The 15,702-nt window shown below is 64.5% G+C and carries 16 protein-coding genes; 7 read left to right on the plus strand and 9 right to left on the minus strand.

The annotated features are described in order from the left end of the window. Window positions 1-7 precede the first annotated feature (7 nt). On the minus strand, window positions 8-637 hold the full coding sequence (locus E3374_RS07975) for a rubrerythrin family protein (RefSeq protein WP_136688547.1): 630 nt from the start codon (window positions 635-637) through the stop codon (window positions 8-10). A gap of 105 nt (window positions 638-742) precedes the next feature. Between E3374_RS07975 and E3374_RS07980 the strand changes: the two genes are divergently transcribed. The 3 genes from E3374_RS07980 to E3374_RS07990 all read left to right on the plus strand — a co-directional run bounded on the left by E3374_RS07980 (window position 743) and on the right by E3374_RS07990 (window position 3,264). Further along, the gene (locus tag E3374_RS07980) at window positions 743-1,579 is read left to right on the plus strand and encodes an RAD55 family ATPase (RefSeq protein ID WP_136688548.1); all 837 of its coding nucleotides are present in this window, start codon (window positions 743-745) and stop codon (window positions 1,577-1,579) included. An 87-nt stretch (window positions 1,580-1,666) separates the two neighbouring features. Then, window positions 1,667-2,587 (plus strand): Asp23/Gls24 family envelope stress response protein, encoded by a 921-nt coding sequence (locus E3374_RS07985; RefSeq protein ID WP_136688549.1) that lies wholly within the window; start codon window positions 1,667-1,669, stop codon window positions 2,585-2,587. After that, window positions 2,584-3,264 (plus strand): hypothetical protein, encoded by a 681-nt coding sequence (locus E3374_RS07990; RefSeq protein WP_136688550.1) that lies wholly within the window; start codon window positions 2,584-2,586, stop codon window positions 3,262-3,264. The genes E3374_RS07985 and E3374_RS07990 overlap by 4 nt, the downstream gene beginning before the upstream one ends. A gap of 33 nt (window positions 3,265-3,297) precedes the next feature. Here E3374_RS07990 and E3374_RS07995 read toward each other — a convergent pair whose 3' ends face one another. Continuing rightward, window positions 3,298-4,320: an alcohol dehydrogenase catalytic domain-containing protein gene (locus tag E3374_RS07995; protein ID WP_136688604.1), complete on the minus strand. Its 1,023-nt coding sequence runs from the start codon at window positions 4,318-4,320 to the stop codon at window positions 3,298-3,300. A gap of 126 nt (window positions 4,321-4,446) precedes the next feature. Between E3374_RS07995 and E3374_RS08000 the strand changes: the two genes are divergently transcribed. Beyond that, a complete protein-coding gene (locus tag E3374_RS08000; protein WP_136688605.1) occupies window positions 4,447-4,770 on the plus strand; it encodes a transcription factor S in 324 nt (107 codons plus the stop codon). 90 nt (window positions 4,771-4,860) lie between these two features. Here the strand turns inward: E3374_RS08000 and E3374_RS08005 are convergent, their stop codons facing one another. After that, the gene (locus tag E3374_RS08005) at window positions 4,861-5,256 is read right to left on the minus strand and encodes an ArsR/SmtB family transcription factor (protein WP_136688551.1); all 396 of its coding nucleotides are present in this window, start codon (window positions 5,254-5,256) and stop codon (window positions 4,861-4,863) included. 209 nt (window positions 5,257-5,465) lie between these two features. Here E3374_RS08005 and E3374_RS08010 point away from each other — a divergent pair, with 209 nt between their 5' ends. Next, window positions 5,466-6,464 (plus strand): sensor histidine kinase, encoded by a 999-nt coding sequence (locus E3374_RS08010; protein WP_136688552.1) that lies wholly within the window; start codon window positions 5,466-5,468, stop codon window positions 6,462-6,464. Between the two features lie 132 nt (window positions 6,465-6,596). Next, entirely contained in the window at window positions 6,597-7,253 is a 657-nt protein-coding gene (locus tag E3374_RS08015; protein WP_136688553.1) for an AIM24 family protein, read from the plus strand. Window positions 7,254-7,278: 25 nt separating this feature from the next. Here the strand turns inward: E3374_RS08015 and E3374_RS08020 are convergent, their stop codons facing one another. Together E3374_RS08020 and E3374_RS08025 are read right to left on the minus strand one after the other, a co-directional pair. After that, complete coding sequence (locus tag E3374_RS08020) at window positions 7,279-8,853, minus strand: bacterio-opsin activator domain-containing protein (RefSeq protein WP_136688554.1); 1,575 nt, start codon at window positions 8,851-8,853, stop codon at window positions 7,279-7,281. Window positions 8,854-8,909: 56 nt separating this feature from the next. After that, window positions 8,910-9,602 carry a DUF5518 domain-containing protein gene (locus E3374_RS08025; protein WP_136688555.1) on the minus strand — a complete coding sequence of 231 codons (693 nt, stop codon included), beginning with the start codon at window positions 9,600-9,602 and terminating at the stop codon, window positions 8,910-8,912. A gap of 105 nt (window positions 9,603-9,707) precedes the next feature. On the opposite strand from E3374_RS08025, the gene E3374_RS08030 reads away from it, so the two are divergent. After that, on the plus strand, window positions 9,708-10,163 hold the full coding sequence (locus tag E3374_RS08030; RefSeq protein WP_136688556.1) for an RDD family protein: 456 nt from the start codon (window positions 9,708-9,710) through the stop codon (window positions 10,161-10,163). A 24-nt stretch (window positions 10,164-10,187) separates the two neighbouring features. Here E3374_RS08030 and E3374_RS08035 read toward each other — a convergent pair whose 3' ends face one another. From E3374_RS08035 to E3374_RS08050, 4 genes are all read right to left on the minus strand, one after another. Continuing rightward, window positions 10,188-11,534 carry a hypothetical protein gene (locus tag E3374_RS08035; RefSeq protein WP_211194929.1) on the minus strand — a complete coding sequence of 449 codons (1,347 nt, stop codon included), beginning with the start codon at window positions 11,532-11,534 and terminating at the stop codon, window positions 10,188-10,190. A gap of 82 nt (window positions 11,535-11,616) precedes the next feature. Then, complete coding sequence (locus E3374_RS08040; RefSeq protein ID WP_136688558.1) at window positions 11,617-13,302, minus strand: sensor histidine kinase; 1,686 nt, start codon at window positions 13,300-13,302, stop codon at window positions 11,617-11,619. After that, window positions 13,299-14,954, minus strand: coding sequence for a PAS domain-containing protein (locus E3374_RS08045; protein ID WP_136688559.1), 1,656 nt, complete (start codon window positions 14,952-14,954; stop codon window positions 13,299-13,301). The genes E3374_RS08040 and E3374_RS08045 overlap by 4 nt, the downstream gene beginning before the upstream one ends. Window positions 14,955-15,207: 253 nt before the next feature. Continuing rightward, window positions 15,208-15,636: a winged helix-turn-helix domain-containing protein gene (locus E3374_RS08050; protein WP_136688560.1), complete on the minus strand. Its 429-nt coding sequence runs from the start codon at window positions 15,634-15,636 to the stop codon at window positions 15,208-15,210. Between the last annotated feature and the right edge of the window lie 66 nt (window positions 15,637-15,702).

The following is a 15,702-nucleotide window of genomic DNA, read 5'->3' on the forward strand; positions in this document are numbered from 1 at the left end:
GGGGCGGTCAACAGACCGGTTTCGGGTTGACACCCATCGACTCCAGCGAGTCGGTGTAGGCGTCGTAAGCGGCCTGGATCGCGCCCGTCGCCGCCTCGGCAGCCCGGTCCCAGTCTTCGTCGTCCGCACAGACGGATTCCAGTAACTCGCCCGCCCGCTCCAGTTGCGGGTCTAGATCACCACCCACGTCGCGGAACAACTGTGCGGTCTGGGGATCGGCCTCGCCGACGAAGTAGCCGGTGAACTGTTCCTTTGACTTCTCGGCGGCGATCGTCCGCCCGACGAACCCGCCCAGGCGTTTGACAGTCCCGTCCAGATCGCGAAGGTACTGCTGGATGGCCGGGACCGCCTCGCCCGGTTCGTGATCGTCAAGTTCCCCCGCGACGCGTTCGTAGTGGTCGCGCTCCTCGGCGGCGGTCTCGGTGAAGGCCCCGGCGACGGCGTCGTCGGTCTCGTCCTCGGCCCACCGCTCGTAGGTAACGGCGGCGTGGTGTTCGGCGTCGGCGGCGGCCGAGAGGACCGTCTTGTCGTCCATCTCCCCCGCCGTGTCTGCGTACAGCGCCTTCGATGAGCCCAGTCGCGAGAGCGCCGTGTCGTTGTCCGATCGGATCCGATCGAGGAATTGCTCGGCGTTCATGTTCCCGGATTAGCCCGCCGACGGTTAGAAGTCACCGATGGCTGCAACCCTCGCGTCGGTTCGGGATGGCACAACACACAAGCACGCACGCCGTGAGATGGGAGTATGGAACGCATCCCCTTCGGCATCCAGCGGATGGACTCGCTCGTCAACGGGGGAGCCCCCCGGGGGACCGTCGTCCTGCTGTCGGGGGAGTCCGGCGCAGGGGCGCGAGAGTTCATGTACACCAGCGCGACAATCAACGGGCTCGCGTCCGTCGATCCCGAACGCCACGACCTCTACTACGGCGACCTCGCGTCGGACGCGTCGCTCCCCGAGGAGATCCACTACGTCTCCTTCACTGCCGACAAATCCCAGTTCGAGTGGGAACTCGCCCAGACCCTGGAGGAAGACATCGTCGAGGCCGGACTGAAAGCGATCACGTTCCAGGACCTCTCGACGGATTTCTTCCACGTTAGTCCCCTCCCACGGGACTGGTACGCTGACCGGACCCCAAGCGTGAAGGACTTGCGTTCACGGACCGACCGGGAGGGACTGCTCTCGGCGTTCGGCGATCTCATGTCCGAACACGCCGCCGACAACCTCGTCGTCATCGACTCGCTTTCGGATCTCATCAGCGCGGCCGAAGAAGAGGTCTCCTGGTCGGACGTGACGTACATTCTGAAGGGGCTGCAGAAAGCTGCCCATCGCTGGAACGGCCTCGTTCTCGCACACGTCAACCACGAGACGCTGTCGCCGGAGCGACATGGCCAGCTGGTCGACGCCGTCAACGGGACGATGCGATTCGAGTGGGAGACCGGCGGCAGCACGCGCGCCCGGACGCTCGTCGTCAAGCAGTTCCGCGGCGTGCTTTCGGCGCTCGAAGACGAAAACATCGTCCGCTTCGAGACCGAGATCGACGACGACGGCTTCGACATCTCCGACGTGCGCAAGATCCGGTGAACGCCGCGAAACGCGTCTCCGGACGCCAGTATCGAAGATGGGAACGGGTGGCAAACCCTTAACTGTGCGGTCGATGAAATCCCGGTGATGGCGAGCGAGTCGACGGATCCGGGGGACGTGACGGTGACGCTCCCCGCGGAGCTGCGCGAGTGGCTCGATACGCACGCCGCGGAACGTGACGTCGACCGCGACGAACTCCTCAGACAGCTACTGGAAACCTATCGTCGAACCGCCGATGGCGACACCCCAGATCCCGCCGAGGCAGCCGTCGATCGAGAGACGATCGAGCACGTCGTCAGGGAAGTACTCGCCGAGCGTCGCGAGGAGATCGTCGCTGCCGTCACGGCGGAAATCGAACCCGACGAGGAGACTGACGGACTCGCCGAACGCGTCGACAAACTCGAAGCCAATTTCCAGGAGAAGCTCGGAGACGTCCGAAAGCGGGTGATCCAGGTCAAACGGGAGGCGGACGCCAAAGCACCCGTCGACCACCATCACGACGCCTTCGATCGACTGGATGGGATCGACGAACGTCTGGACGAGCTGGCCGGCGACGTGGCCGCCCTCGAGGCCGAAATCGAGACGCTCGCCGCCGAGTCGGCGCTCGAGGAACTCGAAGCAAACATCGACGAGTACGCGGAGACGCTGGCGGAACGCGAGGAGCGCCTCGCCGATCTCGAGAACAAACTGCGGACGGTCGGCTGGGCCGTCAGCGACCTCCGGGAGGAGCAGGCCGGCCGCGGGACGGACACGCTCGACCGGATCAAGGCCGCCGCCGCCGGTCACGACGTCAGCCGGGCGGTCTGTGAGAACTGCGGCGACGCCGTCGAGCTCGCCCTCATGACTCGGCCCGCCTGCCCGCACTGCGAGGCGGCGGTGACCAACGTCGAGCCGGCGAGCGGCTTCTTCGGCAAGCCAACCCTGGTTACCGCCTCTCAAATCGAGAGCGGGACCGACGAGACGGATCCCGATCGGGACGTCTCGGTGTCCAGGAGTGAGCGACAATGAGCGGTGACGACCCGAACCGCGAGGAGGAGTCGGACGGAGAGAACGATTCCCGGATCGACGAGAAAGCGGAGGCTTTCGAAGTGATCGAGGAACCGGAGACAGGGGACCCCTTCGACGGGATCGACGTCGAGGACCGAGACGCCGATCCCTTCGAGCGGTTGGGCGACCGCGACACGCCGCCGGAAGCCGACCCTAGCGACACCAGTCCGGAACCGTTCGAGGCCGGCGGTTCCGATGCAGAACCGGGACCGGAATCGAGTCCGGAAAAAGGGGAAAGTGAGACGGGGATCCAGGGGACACCGACCGTTGACGACCCGGCGGACGACCCCTTCTCGGAGATGGGTCGCAACGAGCGGGCGGGCGATCCGTTCGAGGGACTGACGGGAGGGAGCGTCCGGGATGGGGAGGCGGCCCGGCCCGATTCAGATCTGTGGGAAGAACTGTCCCGCAGTGAGGTCGAACCCGAGACTGAACGCCACGGACAGCGTCGCTTTGCGGAGGTGTCGAAACACACCTACTGCGAGCGCTGCGAGCACTTCTCGGAGCCGCCGGAGATCGCCTGCGCCCACGAGGGGACCGACATCATCGAGTTCGTCGACTTCGAGACGGTCCGGGTCGCGGACTGCCCGATCGTCGCCGAACGCGAACAGCTGGCCGATATGGACCGCGAGCGATGATCGAAGGTGTTGCGGGCGGAGAGCGGGACAGTCTTACGGTCGCACGAGATTCTTCAGTCCCTCTCGGCGGTCCATTCGATCGAACGCTTGGGTGAGTCCCGCCAGGTCGAACTCCGCGGTAACGAGCGGGTCCACGTCGATTCGCTCCGTGGACAAGAGTGTGACTGCCCGCTCGAAGTCGGCCTGAGTCAGCGAGTAGCTCCCGTGGACGTCCCGTTCAGTGAAGAAGATATCGTAGGGACTGATCTCTAGAGTGACGTCTGTGTCGGGAACGCCGAAGATCAGGGTCGTGCCGCCGGAAGCAGTCACGTCGAAGGCCTGCTGGATCAGATCGACAGTGCCGACGGCCTCGATCGCGGCCTCGACCGGTCCGGCGACGTCGGTGATCGCCTCGCGTACGTCCTCGACAGCGTCCGGGTCGACGGTCACGTCAGCGCCGAGATCTGCGGCGAGTTGACGTCGCTGGTCGTCAGGCTCGGAAACGACGATCGGGGCCGCTCCGCGGTTCCTGAGAACCTGCAGGAGGAGCAGACCGATCGGTCCCGCGCCGAGCAGCGCAACCGAGTCACCTTGTCCGACACCGGCACGACCGACGCCATGGAGACTACAGGCGAGTGGTTCGGCGAAGGCAGCCGTCCGGAAATCGAGGTCGCCGATCGGTTCGATGTTCGTCGCCGGGACGCGTACGTACTCGGCGAAGGCACCGTCGAGAACGCGTTCGCCGGCACCACCCAGGGACGTGTTGTTCTCACAGAGGTGGGTCTGACCGCGTTTGCAATACGAACAGTGATTGCAGGGGATCGTCGGGTTAATCGCGACCCGATCGCCGACCGCAACCCCCCCGACGTCCGCCCCCGTCTGGGCGACTGTGCCTGCGCTCTCGTGGCCGAGAATGCGCGGCGGGTCGACAGCGAAGGTTCCGTGGTACATGTGGTAATCCGTCGTACAGACGCCACACGCGCCGACTTCGACGAGGACTTCCTTCGCCCGTGGCTCGGGCCGATCCCGCTTTTGTACTTCGATCGCTCCGACATCCGTCAGTACGGCGGCGTTCATCGAGGCAGTCATCGTTCGTTTCCCGGTGGGCGGGAAACGTGTTGACGTTTTGGGTCAGCTGACGCGGCGTCCCAGAGTCTGGGAAACTAATCATTCAAGCCGATAGAGGGCATTCGACATCGTATGGTGCAATTCTGCGACGAGTGTGGCTCGATGATGCATGCGGACGGCGAGGAGATGGTCTGTCAGAGCTGTGGGTATCGTGAACGCAAGGATCAGGGTCTGGCCGACGACTTCGTCTCGACGGAGGCCCAGAGCGACGACGACGTCATCGAGACCGAAGAGAATGCCAACTTCGAGGGGAAGCCGACCGCTGACGACGTTATCTGTGACGAGTGTGGCCACGGCGAAGCCTGGTACACGATCAAGCAGACTGCCTCGGCGGACGAACCGCCGACGCGTTTTTTCAAATGCAAAGAATGTGGCCATCGCTGGCGGGGATACAGTTGAAATCAGCGATCGAAACCGGCAACGAAGCGATCAGATTATAGAAGAGATCAATCAGCGTATTTGGCTGAATGGGGGGGGACGAGGAGAGTCTCAGGATCGTTCGTCGCCCGGGTTTTGGGCACTCGCCTCGATTCCGTCGGGGCCGACCTCGAAATCGAACCCGCTGACGATGGTGTGGAATCGCTTTCGGTGGTGACCGTCCGGATCGAACTGCATTTCCGTGCGGATGAGTCCGTTCTCGTCTAACCGTTCGAGCCGCCGGTAGATCGTTGGTCGGGACATCTCGGTCGCCGCAGCCAGTTCCCGACCCGTTCGTGGGCGTTCGACCAACAGCGTCAGGAGCTTTCGGGCGTACTCGTCCCCGAGCAACGCGAGTAGCGTCTCGCTCGATACGGTGTCCGGCTGGCATTCGTCCCCGTTCTGGCAGTCGGCGGTCGCGTCGGGGAGCGAGGGCTTCGCGACGGTTCGTGATCGTCGTCCGTTCATGCCTGGATGGTTGTACGCCGTTCCCCTGAGTGGCCAGGCTAGGTATCCTGACGTCACCGAGGCGTCCGTTCCCGCTGGTGGTGTCTGTATTACTAGCCTTCAGGACTTTAGGCGGACGGGACTAACTGAGACTATCATCACCAGATGACGACCCCAGGACCGTTTCCGAGCGGCGTGCCACGGGATCCGAAACCAGGAACGCGCGAGTCATGACCGACGACGACACGACGACGGAGCCGTTCACCGTCGAAGAGTGGCCCGACCCGGTCTGTCGCTTCAGGGACGACGACGGAACCTCGGTTGTCGAGGGGGTGAACGAGGCCTTCGAGACGACTTTCGGGCCTGTCACGCCGGGCGAACGGGTGAGGAGGGTGTTCGAGACGTTCGAGTTGTCGATCGTGCTGGGTCCGGACGATCCGACTGTCGTCGGCACGGAAGCCGATCGGCTCATCGTCGAAGCCCGAACGGGAGCGTCCGGGGCGAGGTCAGGAGACCGGTTTCTCCTGCGGGTCGTCCCGGCAGACGGGGGGTCCGGCGGAGTGTTCCTGTTCAATCCCCTTCCGGCCGGAGTCGCCCGTGAGACGGATGAGATCGGGCTCGATCACGTGGCAAGCGTGATCAGTCACGACCTCCGGAACCCCCTAGACGTTGCCAAAGCTCGCTTGCGGGCGGCTCGGGACACCGGCGAGACCGAACATTTCGAGCACGTCGCCGATGCCCACGACCGGATGGAACGGATCGTCGAGGACGTGTTGACGCTGGCCAGGGGACCCAACGTCGTCCAGCCCGACGAACGAGTGCAGCTGTCGGCTGCCACAGAGAGGGCGTGGGCGACCGTCGAGACCGACGATGCCGACATCGTCGTCGAAGAACCGTTGCCCACGGTCCTCGCCGACCCCGACCGCCTGGGACGGCTCTTCGAGAACCTCTTTCGAAATGCAATCGAGCACGGCGGGACCGCCGTGACCGTCACCGTCGGTCCGCTCGAAGAAGCTACAGGTTTCTACGTCGCCGACGACGGCCAGGGAATCCAGCCGGAGCGACGCGAACGCGTCTTCGATCCCGGGTTCAGTACCGACGATCACGGGACCGGGATCGGACTGTCGATCGTCGCCCGGATCGTCGATCTTCACGGCTGGTCGATCGTGGTCACTGATTCGACGAGCAGGGGCGCTCGCTTCGAGATCACTGGTCTCGAAACGGTTTGAGACGATCGTAGTCGATCAGTACCACGCGACGTTCCCGTGGCTGGATTTCCCGCTCGGAAACGCTGTCTTGCGGTTCTTTTACCCGGCCCACGGAGCCGAAAACGGAGTCAGTTCCCACGACTCTGTGATAGGATGAACGTAGAAGAGTTCACAGCCGAACACGCACCGACAGAAACAGACGAGACGTTCAGCCTGGAGAACCGATACACGCTCGACGTGGCGGTCGACGGGTCGATGTTGGCGAAAGCTGGTTCGATGATCGCCTACACGGGCGATCTCTCTTTCACCGGCCAGGCAACCCCGGAAGGCGGGATCACCGGCTTCATCAAGGAGGCCGCGACCGGCGAGGGCACGCCGATCATGCGCGTCGAAGGATCCGGCCACCTCTATCTCGCCGATCAGGAGAAAGAAGTCCAGATCCTCCGACTCGACGCCGGCGAATCACTCACCGTTAACGGCGAGGACATCCTCGCCTTCGAGTCGGGACTGTCCTACGAGATCACCGAGATTGACAGTCTTGCCGGGGCGTTCGCAGGCGGTTTCACCAACGTCGCACTCGAAGGGCCGGGTCACGTCGCCCTCACCACCCACGGTGATCCGGTCGTGATGGAACCACCCGTCACGACCGACCCGGGGGCGACAGTTGCCTGGAGTGCGACGACACCGGATGTCGACGTTAATACCAACCTCTCGGACATGATCGGCCAGGAGTCCGGCGAACGCTTCCAGATGCAGTTCGGCGATCCCGGCGGCTTCGTCGTCGTCCAGCCCTACGAGGAACACGCCTGATTCCCCTCCCGACTGGCGCAGGACTTCACCCCTCAGTCGATGACCGGTCCGGATCGGCCACTCGATCAGTCGCCTCGAACACTTCCGCCAGGAGCTTTCGCTGTCCGGCCCGGAGGTGGTGAAGGAGCGTCGGTCCGGTGATCCCGAGAGCGTCAGCGACTTCCTCGGCGGAACTCCCCCGTGGTGATTCGAAGTAATCGGCGAACAAGGCCGTTCGAAGGACCTCCTCCTGGCGGTCCGTCAACCGACCGCTCAGGCCGTCCCGGATTTCCTCGGTCGTCCGTTCGTCCCGCCGGCGCTCGCGCTTGGCGAGCACTTCGGCGTCGTACCGGTGAGTGATCGCGTCGGCGATCCGGCGGACGTCTTCCGACGGCGGGAGTTCGACGACGGCCCGATCGATGTCCGTGCCGAACGTGGCTGATCGGACCGTGCCACCCTGACTGAGGAGTTGCCCGAGGGGTGTCTCGGCGCGCTGGCGGACTTCGATCGACCCGCCACCGTCGTGCTCGGCGACGGTTCGCGTCCCGATCACCGACTCGTGCTCCGTCAGCACGGCCACGATCCCGTCCAGGGGCCGGCCGTCAGTCTCGGCGTCAACGTAACAGAGCAGCTCCTCTCCGTGAAAGATCACACCTATCACGTCGATCCGGGCATTCGTTTCGGCGGCCGCGGCGACGAACGGCGCGGCGGAATCCGACAGCCGAAACGTGAGTTCGACGACGCGATCGCCGGCGAGCAACGACCGGTTGCGAGTCGCGTTGACGGCGAAGCCGGCCATCTCCCCGACAGTTCCGAAGCTCTCGCGCTCGCGCTCGGAGAAGGCATCCCGTTCGGCCGCATAAACACCGACAACGCCGTAGACGCTCGATCCGTACGAAAACGGGACGGCGAGCAACGACCCCAGTCCGTCGGCGAAGGCCGCCCGACGGATCTCCTCGGGAACAGACGTGTCCTCACCGAGCGACTCGACGACCGTCGGTTCGCCCTGCTCGATCGCACGCAGTTCGGGCAGGGCTGGGTCGGCGTCGAGCGCGTCTTCGATCCGGTCGAGCGTGCGCCCGGTCGTCCCAGCGCAAGCCCGAAGAGTGATCTCGTCGGAGCCGACCGCACGCTCGCCGACCCAGGCGAATTCGTAGATATCGGTCTCGCCCAGTTGTCGGCAGATGGTTTCCGCGATCTCCTTTCGCGTCGAGGCCTCGACGAGGTCGCCGAGCACGTCCGCGATAAGTTCGTTCCCGATTGTCAGACGGTGAAGATCAGACCGTAGCGACGCGAGTCGCTGCTCGCGCCGATGGCCCTCGGTCTCGTCCTGGAGGTAGACATAGACGGTCTCCTCACCAGGAACGATATCGACCGCGAGCCACCGATCCAGCTCCGGGTAGTACTCCTCGAAGGACAGCTCCGCGTCCGGCGGGGTCTCGAACGCCCGAGTGACGCGACCCTCGACAGATGTCGGGAAGACAGCGTCGATCGACTCACCGGCGACGGCGTCAGGATCCACGTCGAGAACGTTCCCGGCGGCGTCGTTGCCGTCGCGAACGACGCCAGCCGGGCTCACCTCGAGGATCCCGATCGGTGCGTACTCGAGCCCGGTGTCCATCGTATTGAATTACCGTGCGGCGGCCTGTTAAGGGTATTCCTGTCGTGGTCCAGCTCTCAGGACGAGATCCGACGGCCGACGTACCCGCCGAGAGCACTGAATCCGACGACGTAGACGATCGCCAACAGTCCTCCGACTACGAGCGCCGCGACGGCGGCCGCCGCGCTTGCTCCGGGAAGGCCCGTGAACAGCCCGACGCTTACGAACACGAGCGCAACGAGTGCCGGGAGGATCGTGAACAGGCCGGCGAACGTCCCGGCTGCGACGCCGCTCGTCTCGCGCTCGGTCGAGAGATAACTCGCGGCCGCGCCCCCGAGGAGCGGCGACAGAGGGACGAAGCTCAACAGGGTGTTGACGATCGCGCCGACCACGCCGAGGATCCAGTGCGGCGTCCCCCGGCCGTCGCGCCGGGCGTGCCCGTGGGCCACGACGACGGCGATGGCGACCGAGACGATCGTGATCCCAGCAGCAGCGACGCCGATGCCACCCCACGTCCCGAACGCGACGAGCGCGTCGATCGCCTCCACCTCGGTGAGGACCTCCGACTGGAACTCCCCTTCTCGAATGAACGTCGCGATCTCCGGACGATCGACGGCAAAATACAACGCCGCGCCCCCAAGGGCGATCAGGAGTCCCAAAACGCCCAGAATTACGCCGATCGCCCAGTCGAGCGGTCGGTCGAAGGCGGCAGTCGGTGTGATCTCGGTATCCGTTTGGACGTCTCGTGTGGACGATGTAGTCGGTTCCATGGGGGCTCCAACGTGGTCGATGGACAAAACTCGGGTCGACGTGTTTCGCCGACGGAAACGTACGGCGTCTATCTTTACGTCCCGGCGGTTTATTCCCGAGTAGTAATGACGACAAGCACGCACGATCGGTGTGGCGTCGGCATCCGCGGCGTCGCGATGGCGATCGACTCGATCGTCTGGATCGCCCTATTTATGGTTGCGGTCTCTGCGGTCGGAGTCGTGAGCGGCGACTTACAGACCACGAGCGAAGGGATCGAAACGAATCTCGAAGGCGGGCCAGCGGCCGCGGGACTTGCCCTGTGGCTCGCCGTCTCGATCTTCTATCACACGCTGTTGGAGTGGCGATGGGGAAAGACACTCGGGAAGTATCTCGTCAGTATCAAGGTGACACGACCGGACGGCTCGACACCGTCGTTTCTGGGTTCGCTCGTCCGGAACCTCCTCCGGCTCGTCGACTGGTTGCCGTTGTTCTATCTGGTCGGGATCGTCACGATCGCAGTCTCGAAGACCGACAGACGACTCGGTGACCGGGTGGGCAACACGATCGTCGTGCGGCCTTAAGCGACGACTGGATTCCCGATACCGTCAGGGGAATTCCTTCCGAGCGACGACGCCCGAGGTCCCGTCGACGGTGGCGCTCACGACCACGGTGTCACCGTCCGAGTCGACGTAAAGGTACATGTACATATCGGCCCGTGGCGTCGTTGTCGAGGCCTCGTAGTCAGATTCGACAGCTGAAAACGTTACTTTCTCGACGTCGAGGTCCTCGGCGATCCCGACTTTAACGCGGTCTTGTTCGGCCTCGTAGGTAAACTCGAAGGCGTCGTCGGGGACTGCCTCCGCGACCGCCTCGGGCGGATCGACGGGCTTGCTCGCGTCCGGGGGCTCAGTCGTCGTCCGATCCGGCTGGCTGAATTCGAAGTCGAGAACGTCCTCACTGTAGGTCCCGCTGGCGATCACCCGCTCGTCTTCGACCGTGATCGAGGGGTTCTCACTCGCCGACCCGAACTGCGATTCGAACCGGGTGGCCGTTGCGTCATCGAGAGGACGCTGGACTGCGAGATCGGCCGTGACCTCGCCGTCCTCGGCGTCGAAGGTCACCGACGCGAAGATATCGTCGTCTGGCCTCAGAAGGGCGTCCACGGGGCGCTCGGATGGATCACCGAAATACACGTCCTCGAGGTCGATCGGTCCGATCCACCCGCCCCCGATGTGTCCGTCGCCGGCCGTCTCGATGAGCCACTCGAACGTTTCCGTCTCCTCGATTTCCCTGGCGTGGTCACCTTGTGTGGCCTCGACGACACGCCGGATTTCCTCTGCGGTGTCGGCGACGAGGACGGCAGTCTCGCTGATTGCCGTGACGCCGTCCAGCGTCTCGTCGTCGATGGGTTCATAGAGTGTGAATTCCCCGACTGATCCAGTTGCTTCGAGTCGAACGCCACCAATCGGCCCGTCAGATCCAGAACGTAACCGCTCTGTGGCTTCTTCGAGGTCGATCTCGCCCCGTCCGACCGCGACGGTATCCGCCATGAACAACTCCTGGATACCGCGGTCGGGCTGTTTGGGATCGACGAGATAGTCGAGTCCGGACACGGCGACGGCTATGGCAGCCCCAGCGACTAGCCGGCCGCCGACCTCGAGGGGCCAGGAGAGCAAGGGGTCATCGACACTGTCCGAGCCCGAGATCTCGGTGAGGACTTCGCGGGGGCCGCCGGTCGCATCTGTGGGAAGGATCAACGGCAACAGTTGCGCTCCCTCCGTCGTCTCTCTCGCGATGCTGAAGTCCAGATACCCGACGTGGACGCCCCCGTCGGTTGCCGGGATCCACTCTGCGTAGGATGGTTCACCGTCGCCGGAGCCGAGACAGCCACAGAGCGCGACGGTGGTCGCTGCCGCGCCGAGTTCCAGGAACCGTCGTCGATGGAGGGTCATCATAGATGGGAAGCGAGGAACGATCGGGTTATCGGCCGTTTGTGTCCGGCGGGTTGGACGACCAGCGGTAAAAACGATGTCATCACACTCCCTCGGCGTCAGTCGACTCGGGACCGCTCGACACATCGAAGTCAGGCAGGTCGACAGTAACGACGCTTCCGCGCGGCTCGCGTTCTGCGAACGATAGATCGCCGCCCAGTCGCGTCACGGTCCAGGAGACCAGCCAGAGGCCGACCCCGCTGCCGTGTCTGACCGGCGTCTCTTCACCTTCGAGGAGGACGGCCCGCTCCTCGGGCGGGATCCCCGGACCGTCGTCTGCGACCTCGATTCGTCCGCCGTCGCCCATCGAGCGGACACGGATCGTCACAGACGGCGTTTCCCGATCCGAATGCGTCACGGCGTTCTCGACCAATTCACTGATCACTGACTCGATCGCATCGCGATCGGATCGGATCGCGACGTCATCGAAGGCATCGAGCGTAACGTCGGCGTCCGTCGCTCTCTCGGCGACCCTCAGCCCGATAGCGACGAGGTCACAGCGCTCCCGGTCGAGGCTTACCTCTGTCAGAACCCGTTCGGACCGCTCGACAGCGTCGGCAAGATCGACCAGTCCGTTCGCGAGCGTCCCGATCCGATCGAAGTACTGGGTCGTCTCCGCTCCCGGGAGTTGCCCGTCACGGATCGGTTCCGCGAACCCCCGGATCGCGTCCAGATCGTTCCGGAGGTTGTGTCGGAGTACCCTGTTGAGTACCTGGATCCGCTGTTCTCTGGTTTGGCGCTCCGTCACGTCCTCGAACCGGTAGGCACGACCGAGCACGTCACCGTCCGTGTCGTCGATCCTGGTCCGGTCGACGACGAACTCCCGACTCCCGGCGGTTGTCTGGAGCGTGATGGGCTGTTCGACAGAGAGATCCGCAGGCATATCCGCCACGTCGGCGATCGACTGGTCCCGGAGTCCGGCCGTCTCGACGCCGAAGGTTTCCCCAGCGGCCCGGTTCACGTCCAGTAGTCGCCCGGTCCGATCGACGACGATCACGGGGACGGACATCGCATCGAGAGCGGTCTCCCGTGCGAGATGTCCCGCCACAGCCCCCCGTTCGAACGCGTCGGTACCGAACCCGATCCAGGCGAGGATCCCAACGACGATTGTGATCTGGAGGAAGACGACGCGATAGATCGATACGCCGCCCAGTTGCCCGCCGTACCCGATCGCGAGTGGGAGAAACGTGATGCCGACACCCCCGAGGACGAATGCTGCCGCCGAGCCCAACGGCAGGTCGTCGTAGGTCACCGCCGATCGCACGAGCAACACCACGCCGAGCAGGCCCAGCGAGAACACCGCCACCTGCAGGACGAACGTCGTGAGATACGAAAGCTGGCCGAGTACCCCCAGCCGAACTCGGCCCGTCTGCTGGCCCCAGGTGAGCCCCGTGCTCACGACTGTCAAGGCGCCGAGGAGCACGATCCCGACCCAACGCCGCGGCGTGATCGTCGGCCCGCGACCGGTGTACTCGAAGACGAACGCGATCCATAGCAGCGACGCGAAGGCGTATCCGCCAATGAGTAGTAACTCGCTGACCGCGTCGAGTTCGATCGGCACCACGCCGGACCGGCTGAACGCGATCGCCGCGCCCAGGCCGGCGAGCAGAACAGCCAGCAGCGCGAAAGGGACGACCCCCGGATGGTCGTGTCGCGCGGTTCGCCCCGCGATCAGGACGCCGGTCCCCAGCAGGACAACGCCCAGCGCAAGCCAGACGAGCCAAATCACCGTTCACCCCCTCCAGCGACCGCTCGTCCGGTTCCGGGCGTGGTATCCGTAGGGAGGGAAACGACGACGACCCGTCGCCCGTTTGTCGTCCACTCGACGGAGAGGTGGCCGCCGAGTTGCTCCAACGCCAGGCGCGTGACGGCCAGCGGGAGATCGGCGTCGAGTTCGTGCCCCGTACTGTCAGTCACGTTCGGTCGGTCGTCGGCGACTCGGATCGCCGGCCCGTCACTGTCGACGGTGACGTCGATCCGCGTCGACGCGTGGGCAGACGCGGCCGCAAGCACTGGTTCGAGTAGTGACGCCAGCAAGGCCGGACTGACCGTCGTCTCGATGGATTCGCCGGAGGCGTCGATCGCGATCTCCGGACCCGATCCGGTGGCGATCGAATCGCGGAGTTCCCGAAGGACGGGGCGAGGATCGAGTCGCTGGTCTGTACGGGTTCCGTTCTCGGCGAGAGCCCGTTCGATCGACCGCGTCTCCGCGACGAGCGTCGTCAGTTCGGTCGTCCGCCCCCAGATTCGGTCAGCGACAGCCGTGACGTCGGCGGATCCCGATTCGGTCGCCCCCGTCGTCGCCTCGTCGGCCACCGCGGCCATGCGCTCGCGGATCACTTCGACGACGAAGCGGCTGAGTAGCGTCAGCTGTTCCTCCCGCTGCCGTCGATCGGTCACGTCCGTACAGCGTACGAGAGAGCCAAATGAACGGCCCTGTCCGTCCGTGACTGGGTCAGCGGTCACGGAAACCGTCGTCCCGTCCGCCAGTTCGACTCGGTGTCGTTCCCCGTCGCTCGCCAGCTCACCGGGATCGAAGGTGGTGGGGAATATCGACTCGATCGGCTGCTCCATGGCCGACGCTCGCGAGACGTCGAACAACCGTTCCGCGGCAGGATTGAGGTCCTGGAGTCGCCCGCGCCGGTCGAAGATGAGGATCCCGTCGGCTAACTCCTCGACGACGCGATCCCGACCCAGAACTCGTGCGGCCGGCGGCGTCTCGAAGACCGGATAACGGACGATGGCGACCACCAAGAGTCCACTTGCGACCGACGAACACGCCGGGAGAAGGACCGGCCGCTCGAAGATCTGCGCGACGAAACTCCCAAACAGCAATGTGATCGCACCGACAGACAGTAATACCGGCTCCCGAAATCGGACTGCCTGCTGGCCGATCGCCGTCCACACGAGCAGGAACACGCCGATCGTCACCAGAAAGCCAACCAGGAGGAACGTCACCGTCAACATCTGAAAGGCGAGTGTCGATGGGGCCCTGAGCGCGACCACCGCGATCGAGACGGCACCGAGTGAGACCCCTGCCACGATTACGGTGGTCGCCCGGATCACGCGCCGGGATCGACCGGTGTATCGAAAGGCGAACAGTACCCACAGCCCGCCGGCGATCACCGCGGTGGTCGTCCCGATCACGACCCAGGCCGTCGCTTCGAGATCCCACCCGGTCACTGCGAGCACCGCGTTCGGCGGCGTGAGATCGGCGACGAACAGATGCAGAACGGTCCCCACCGCTGAGACCACCCCGACACCCAGTAGTGCTCGGGCGCTTGCACGCTCGCGATGCCACAGAAGGGTCAAAGCGAGCCCGACGGCTGTCAGTGCCGCGAACGCGGTGATCCCGAGGCGGAGTGCACTGAGAGGTTCCATGTGTCGTTCTCGAATGGGATGTCGCGTGTGGTCGGTGGCATCAGTGATGAGTCCCCGATGGGAATCGGAAAGATGCCCGCCACCGCATTCGAACGCCCGACTGTGCCTCCCGTTGGAGGGGCGCGACACTTGGACACCGGGGTTCGGAGAGCGGGGCCAAACGCGAGCACTCAAACTGACTGCTGTAAGTCATTTCGGTATCGACCGCCCGAATGCGGGCGATCGTACCGGTGAACAGTTACAGCAGTTCGTATCAGTCGTTCGCTGGGACGGGCGTCGGCTGTTCGAAACGGGATCCTGTCCGGTGATCAGTTTCGATGACAGCGCCGATTTCGCCGTCGATCGTCACCGAGAACGAGTCGACGACGGAACGGTATTCTTTGTGGTGGTGACCCTCCTCGGTGTCGATTCGGTGGTCGGTCTCGACCAATCCAAGGTCGACGAGGGTATTGAGTCGTCGGAACGCCGTCGGCTGGGACATGTCGGTTACTGTCGCGACGGCTTGCCCGCTCCGGGGTCGGTCGAGGACGGCCTCGAAGGCCGCCCGCGTGTACTCGTCGCCGAGTGCTTCGAGCAGCGCCGTCGGGTCCTCGTGAAGCCGCTTGTCGTCTCGATTCGCCGCTGGCGGAGCCGCTCGGGGAGAGTCGGGATCAACTCGGGACCGGACTGGTTCGCTCGACATCAGTATCTCCAGAGAGCTGTCCCGGCATGGTAGCGGTGACAGCTAGCTATCGAGGGGCAGGCCGTC

The organism is Halorhabdus amylolytica (assembly GCF_004944975.1).
Classification (GTDB): domain Archaea; phylum Halobacteriota; class Halobacteria; order Halobacteriales; family Haloarculaceae; genus Halorhabdus; species Halorhabdus amylolytica.

Coding starts and splice junctions, on each gene's coding strand:
- E3374_RS07975 (WP_136688547.1), bottom strand. CDS start 637: ATGAACGCCGAGCAATTCCTCGATCGGATCCGATCGGACAACGACACG.
- E3374_RS07980 (WP_136688548.1), top strand. CDS start 743: ATGGAACGCATCCCCTTCGGCATCCAGCGGATGGACTCGCTCGTCAAC.
- E3374_RS07985 (WP_136688549.1), top strand. CDS start 1,667: ATGGCGAGCGAGTCGACGGATCCGGGGGACGTGACGGTGACGCTCCCC.
- E3374_RS07990 (WP_136688550.1), top strand. CDS start 2,584: ATGAGCGGTGACGACCCGAACCGCGAGGAGGAGTCGGACGGAGAGAAC.
- E3374_RS07995 (WP_136688604.1), bottom strand. CDS start 4,320: ATGAACGCCGCCGTACTGACGGATGTCGGAGCGATCGAAGTACAAAAG.
- E3374_RS08005 (WP_136688551.1), bottom strand. CDS start 5,256: ATGAACGGACGACGATCACGAACCGTCGCGAAGCCCTCGCTCCCCGAC.
- E3374_RS08010 (WP_136688552.1), top strand. CDS start 5,466: ATGACCGACGACGACACGACGACGGAGCCGTTCACCGTCGAAGAGTGG.
- E3374_RS08015 (WP_136688553.1), top strand. CDS start 6,597: ATGAACGTAGAAGAGTTCACAGCCGAACACGCACCGACAGAAACAGAC.
- E3374_RS08020 (WP_136688554.1), bottom strand. CDS start 8,853: ATGGACACCGGGCTCGAGTACGCACCGATCGGGATCCTCGAGGTGAGC.
- E3374_RS08025 (WP_136688555.1), bottom strand. CDS start 9,602: ATGGAACCGACTACATCGTCCACACGAGACGTCCAAACGGATACCGAG.
- E3374_RS08030 (WP_136688556.1), top strand. CDS start 9,708: ATGACGACAAGCACGCACGATCGGTGTGGCGTCGGCATCCGCGGCGTC.
- E3374_RS08035 (WP_211194929.1), bottom strand. CDS start 11,534: ATGACCCTCCATCGACGACGGTTCCTGGAACTCGGCGCGGCAGCGACC.
- E3374_RS08045 (WP_136688559.1), bottom strand. CDS start 14,954: ATGGAACCTCTCAGTGCACTCCGCCTCGGGATCACCGCGTTCGCGGCA.
- E3374_RS08050 (WP_136688560.1), bottom strand. CDS start 15,636: ATGTCGAGCGAACCAGTCCGGTCCCGAGTTGATCCCGACTCTCCCCGA.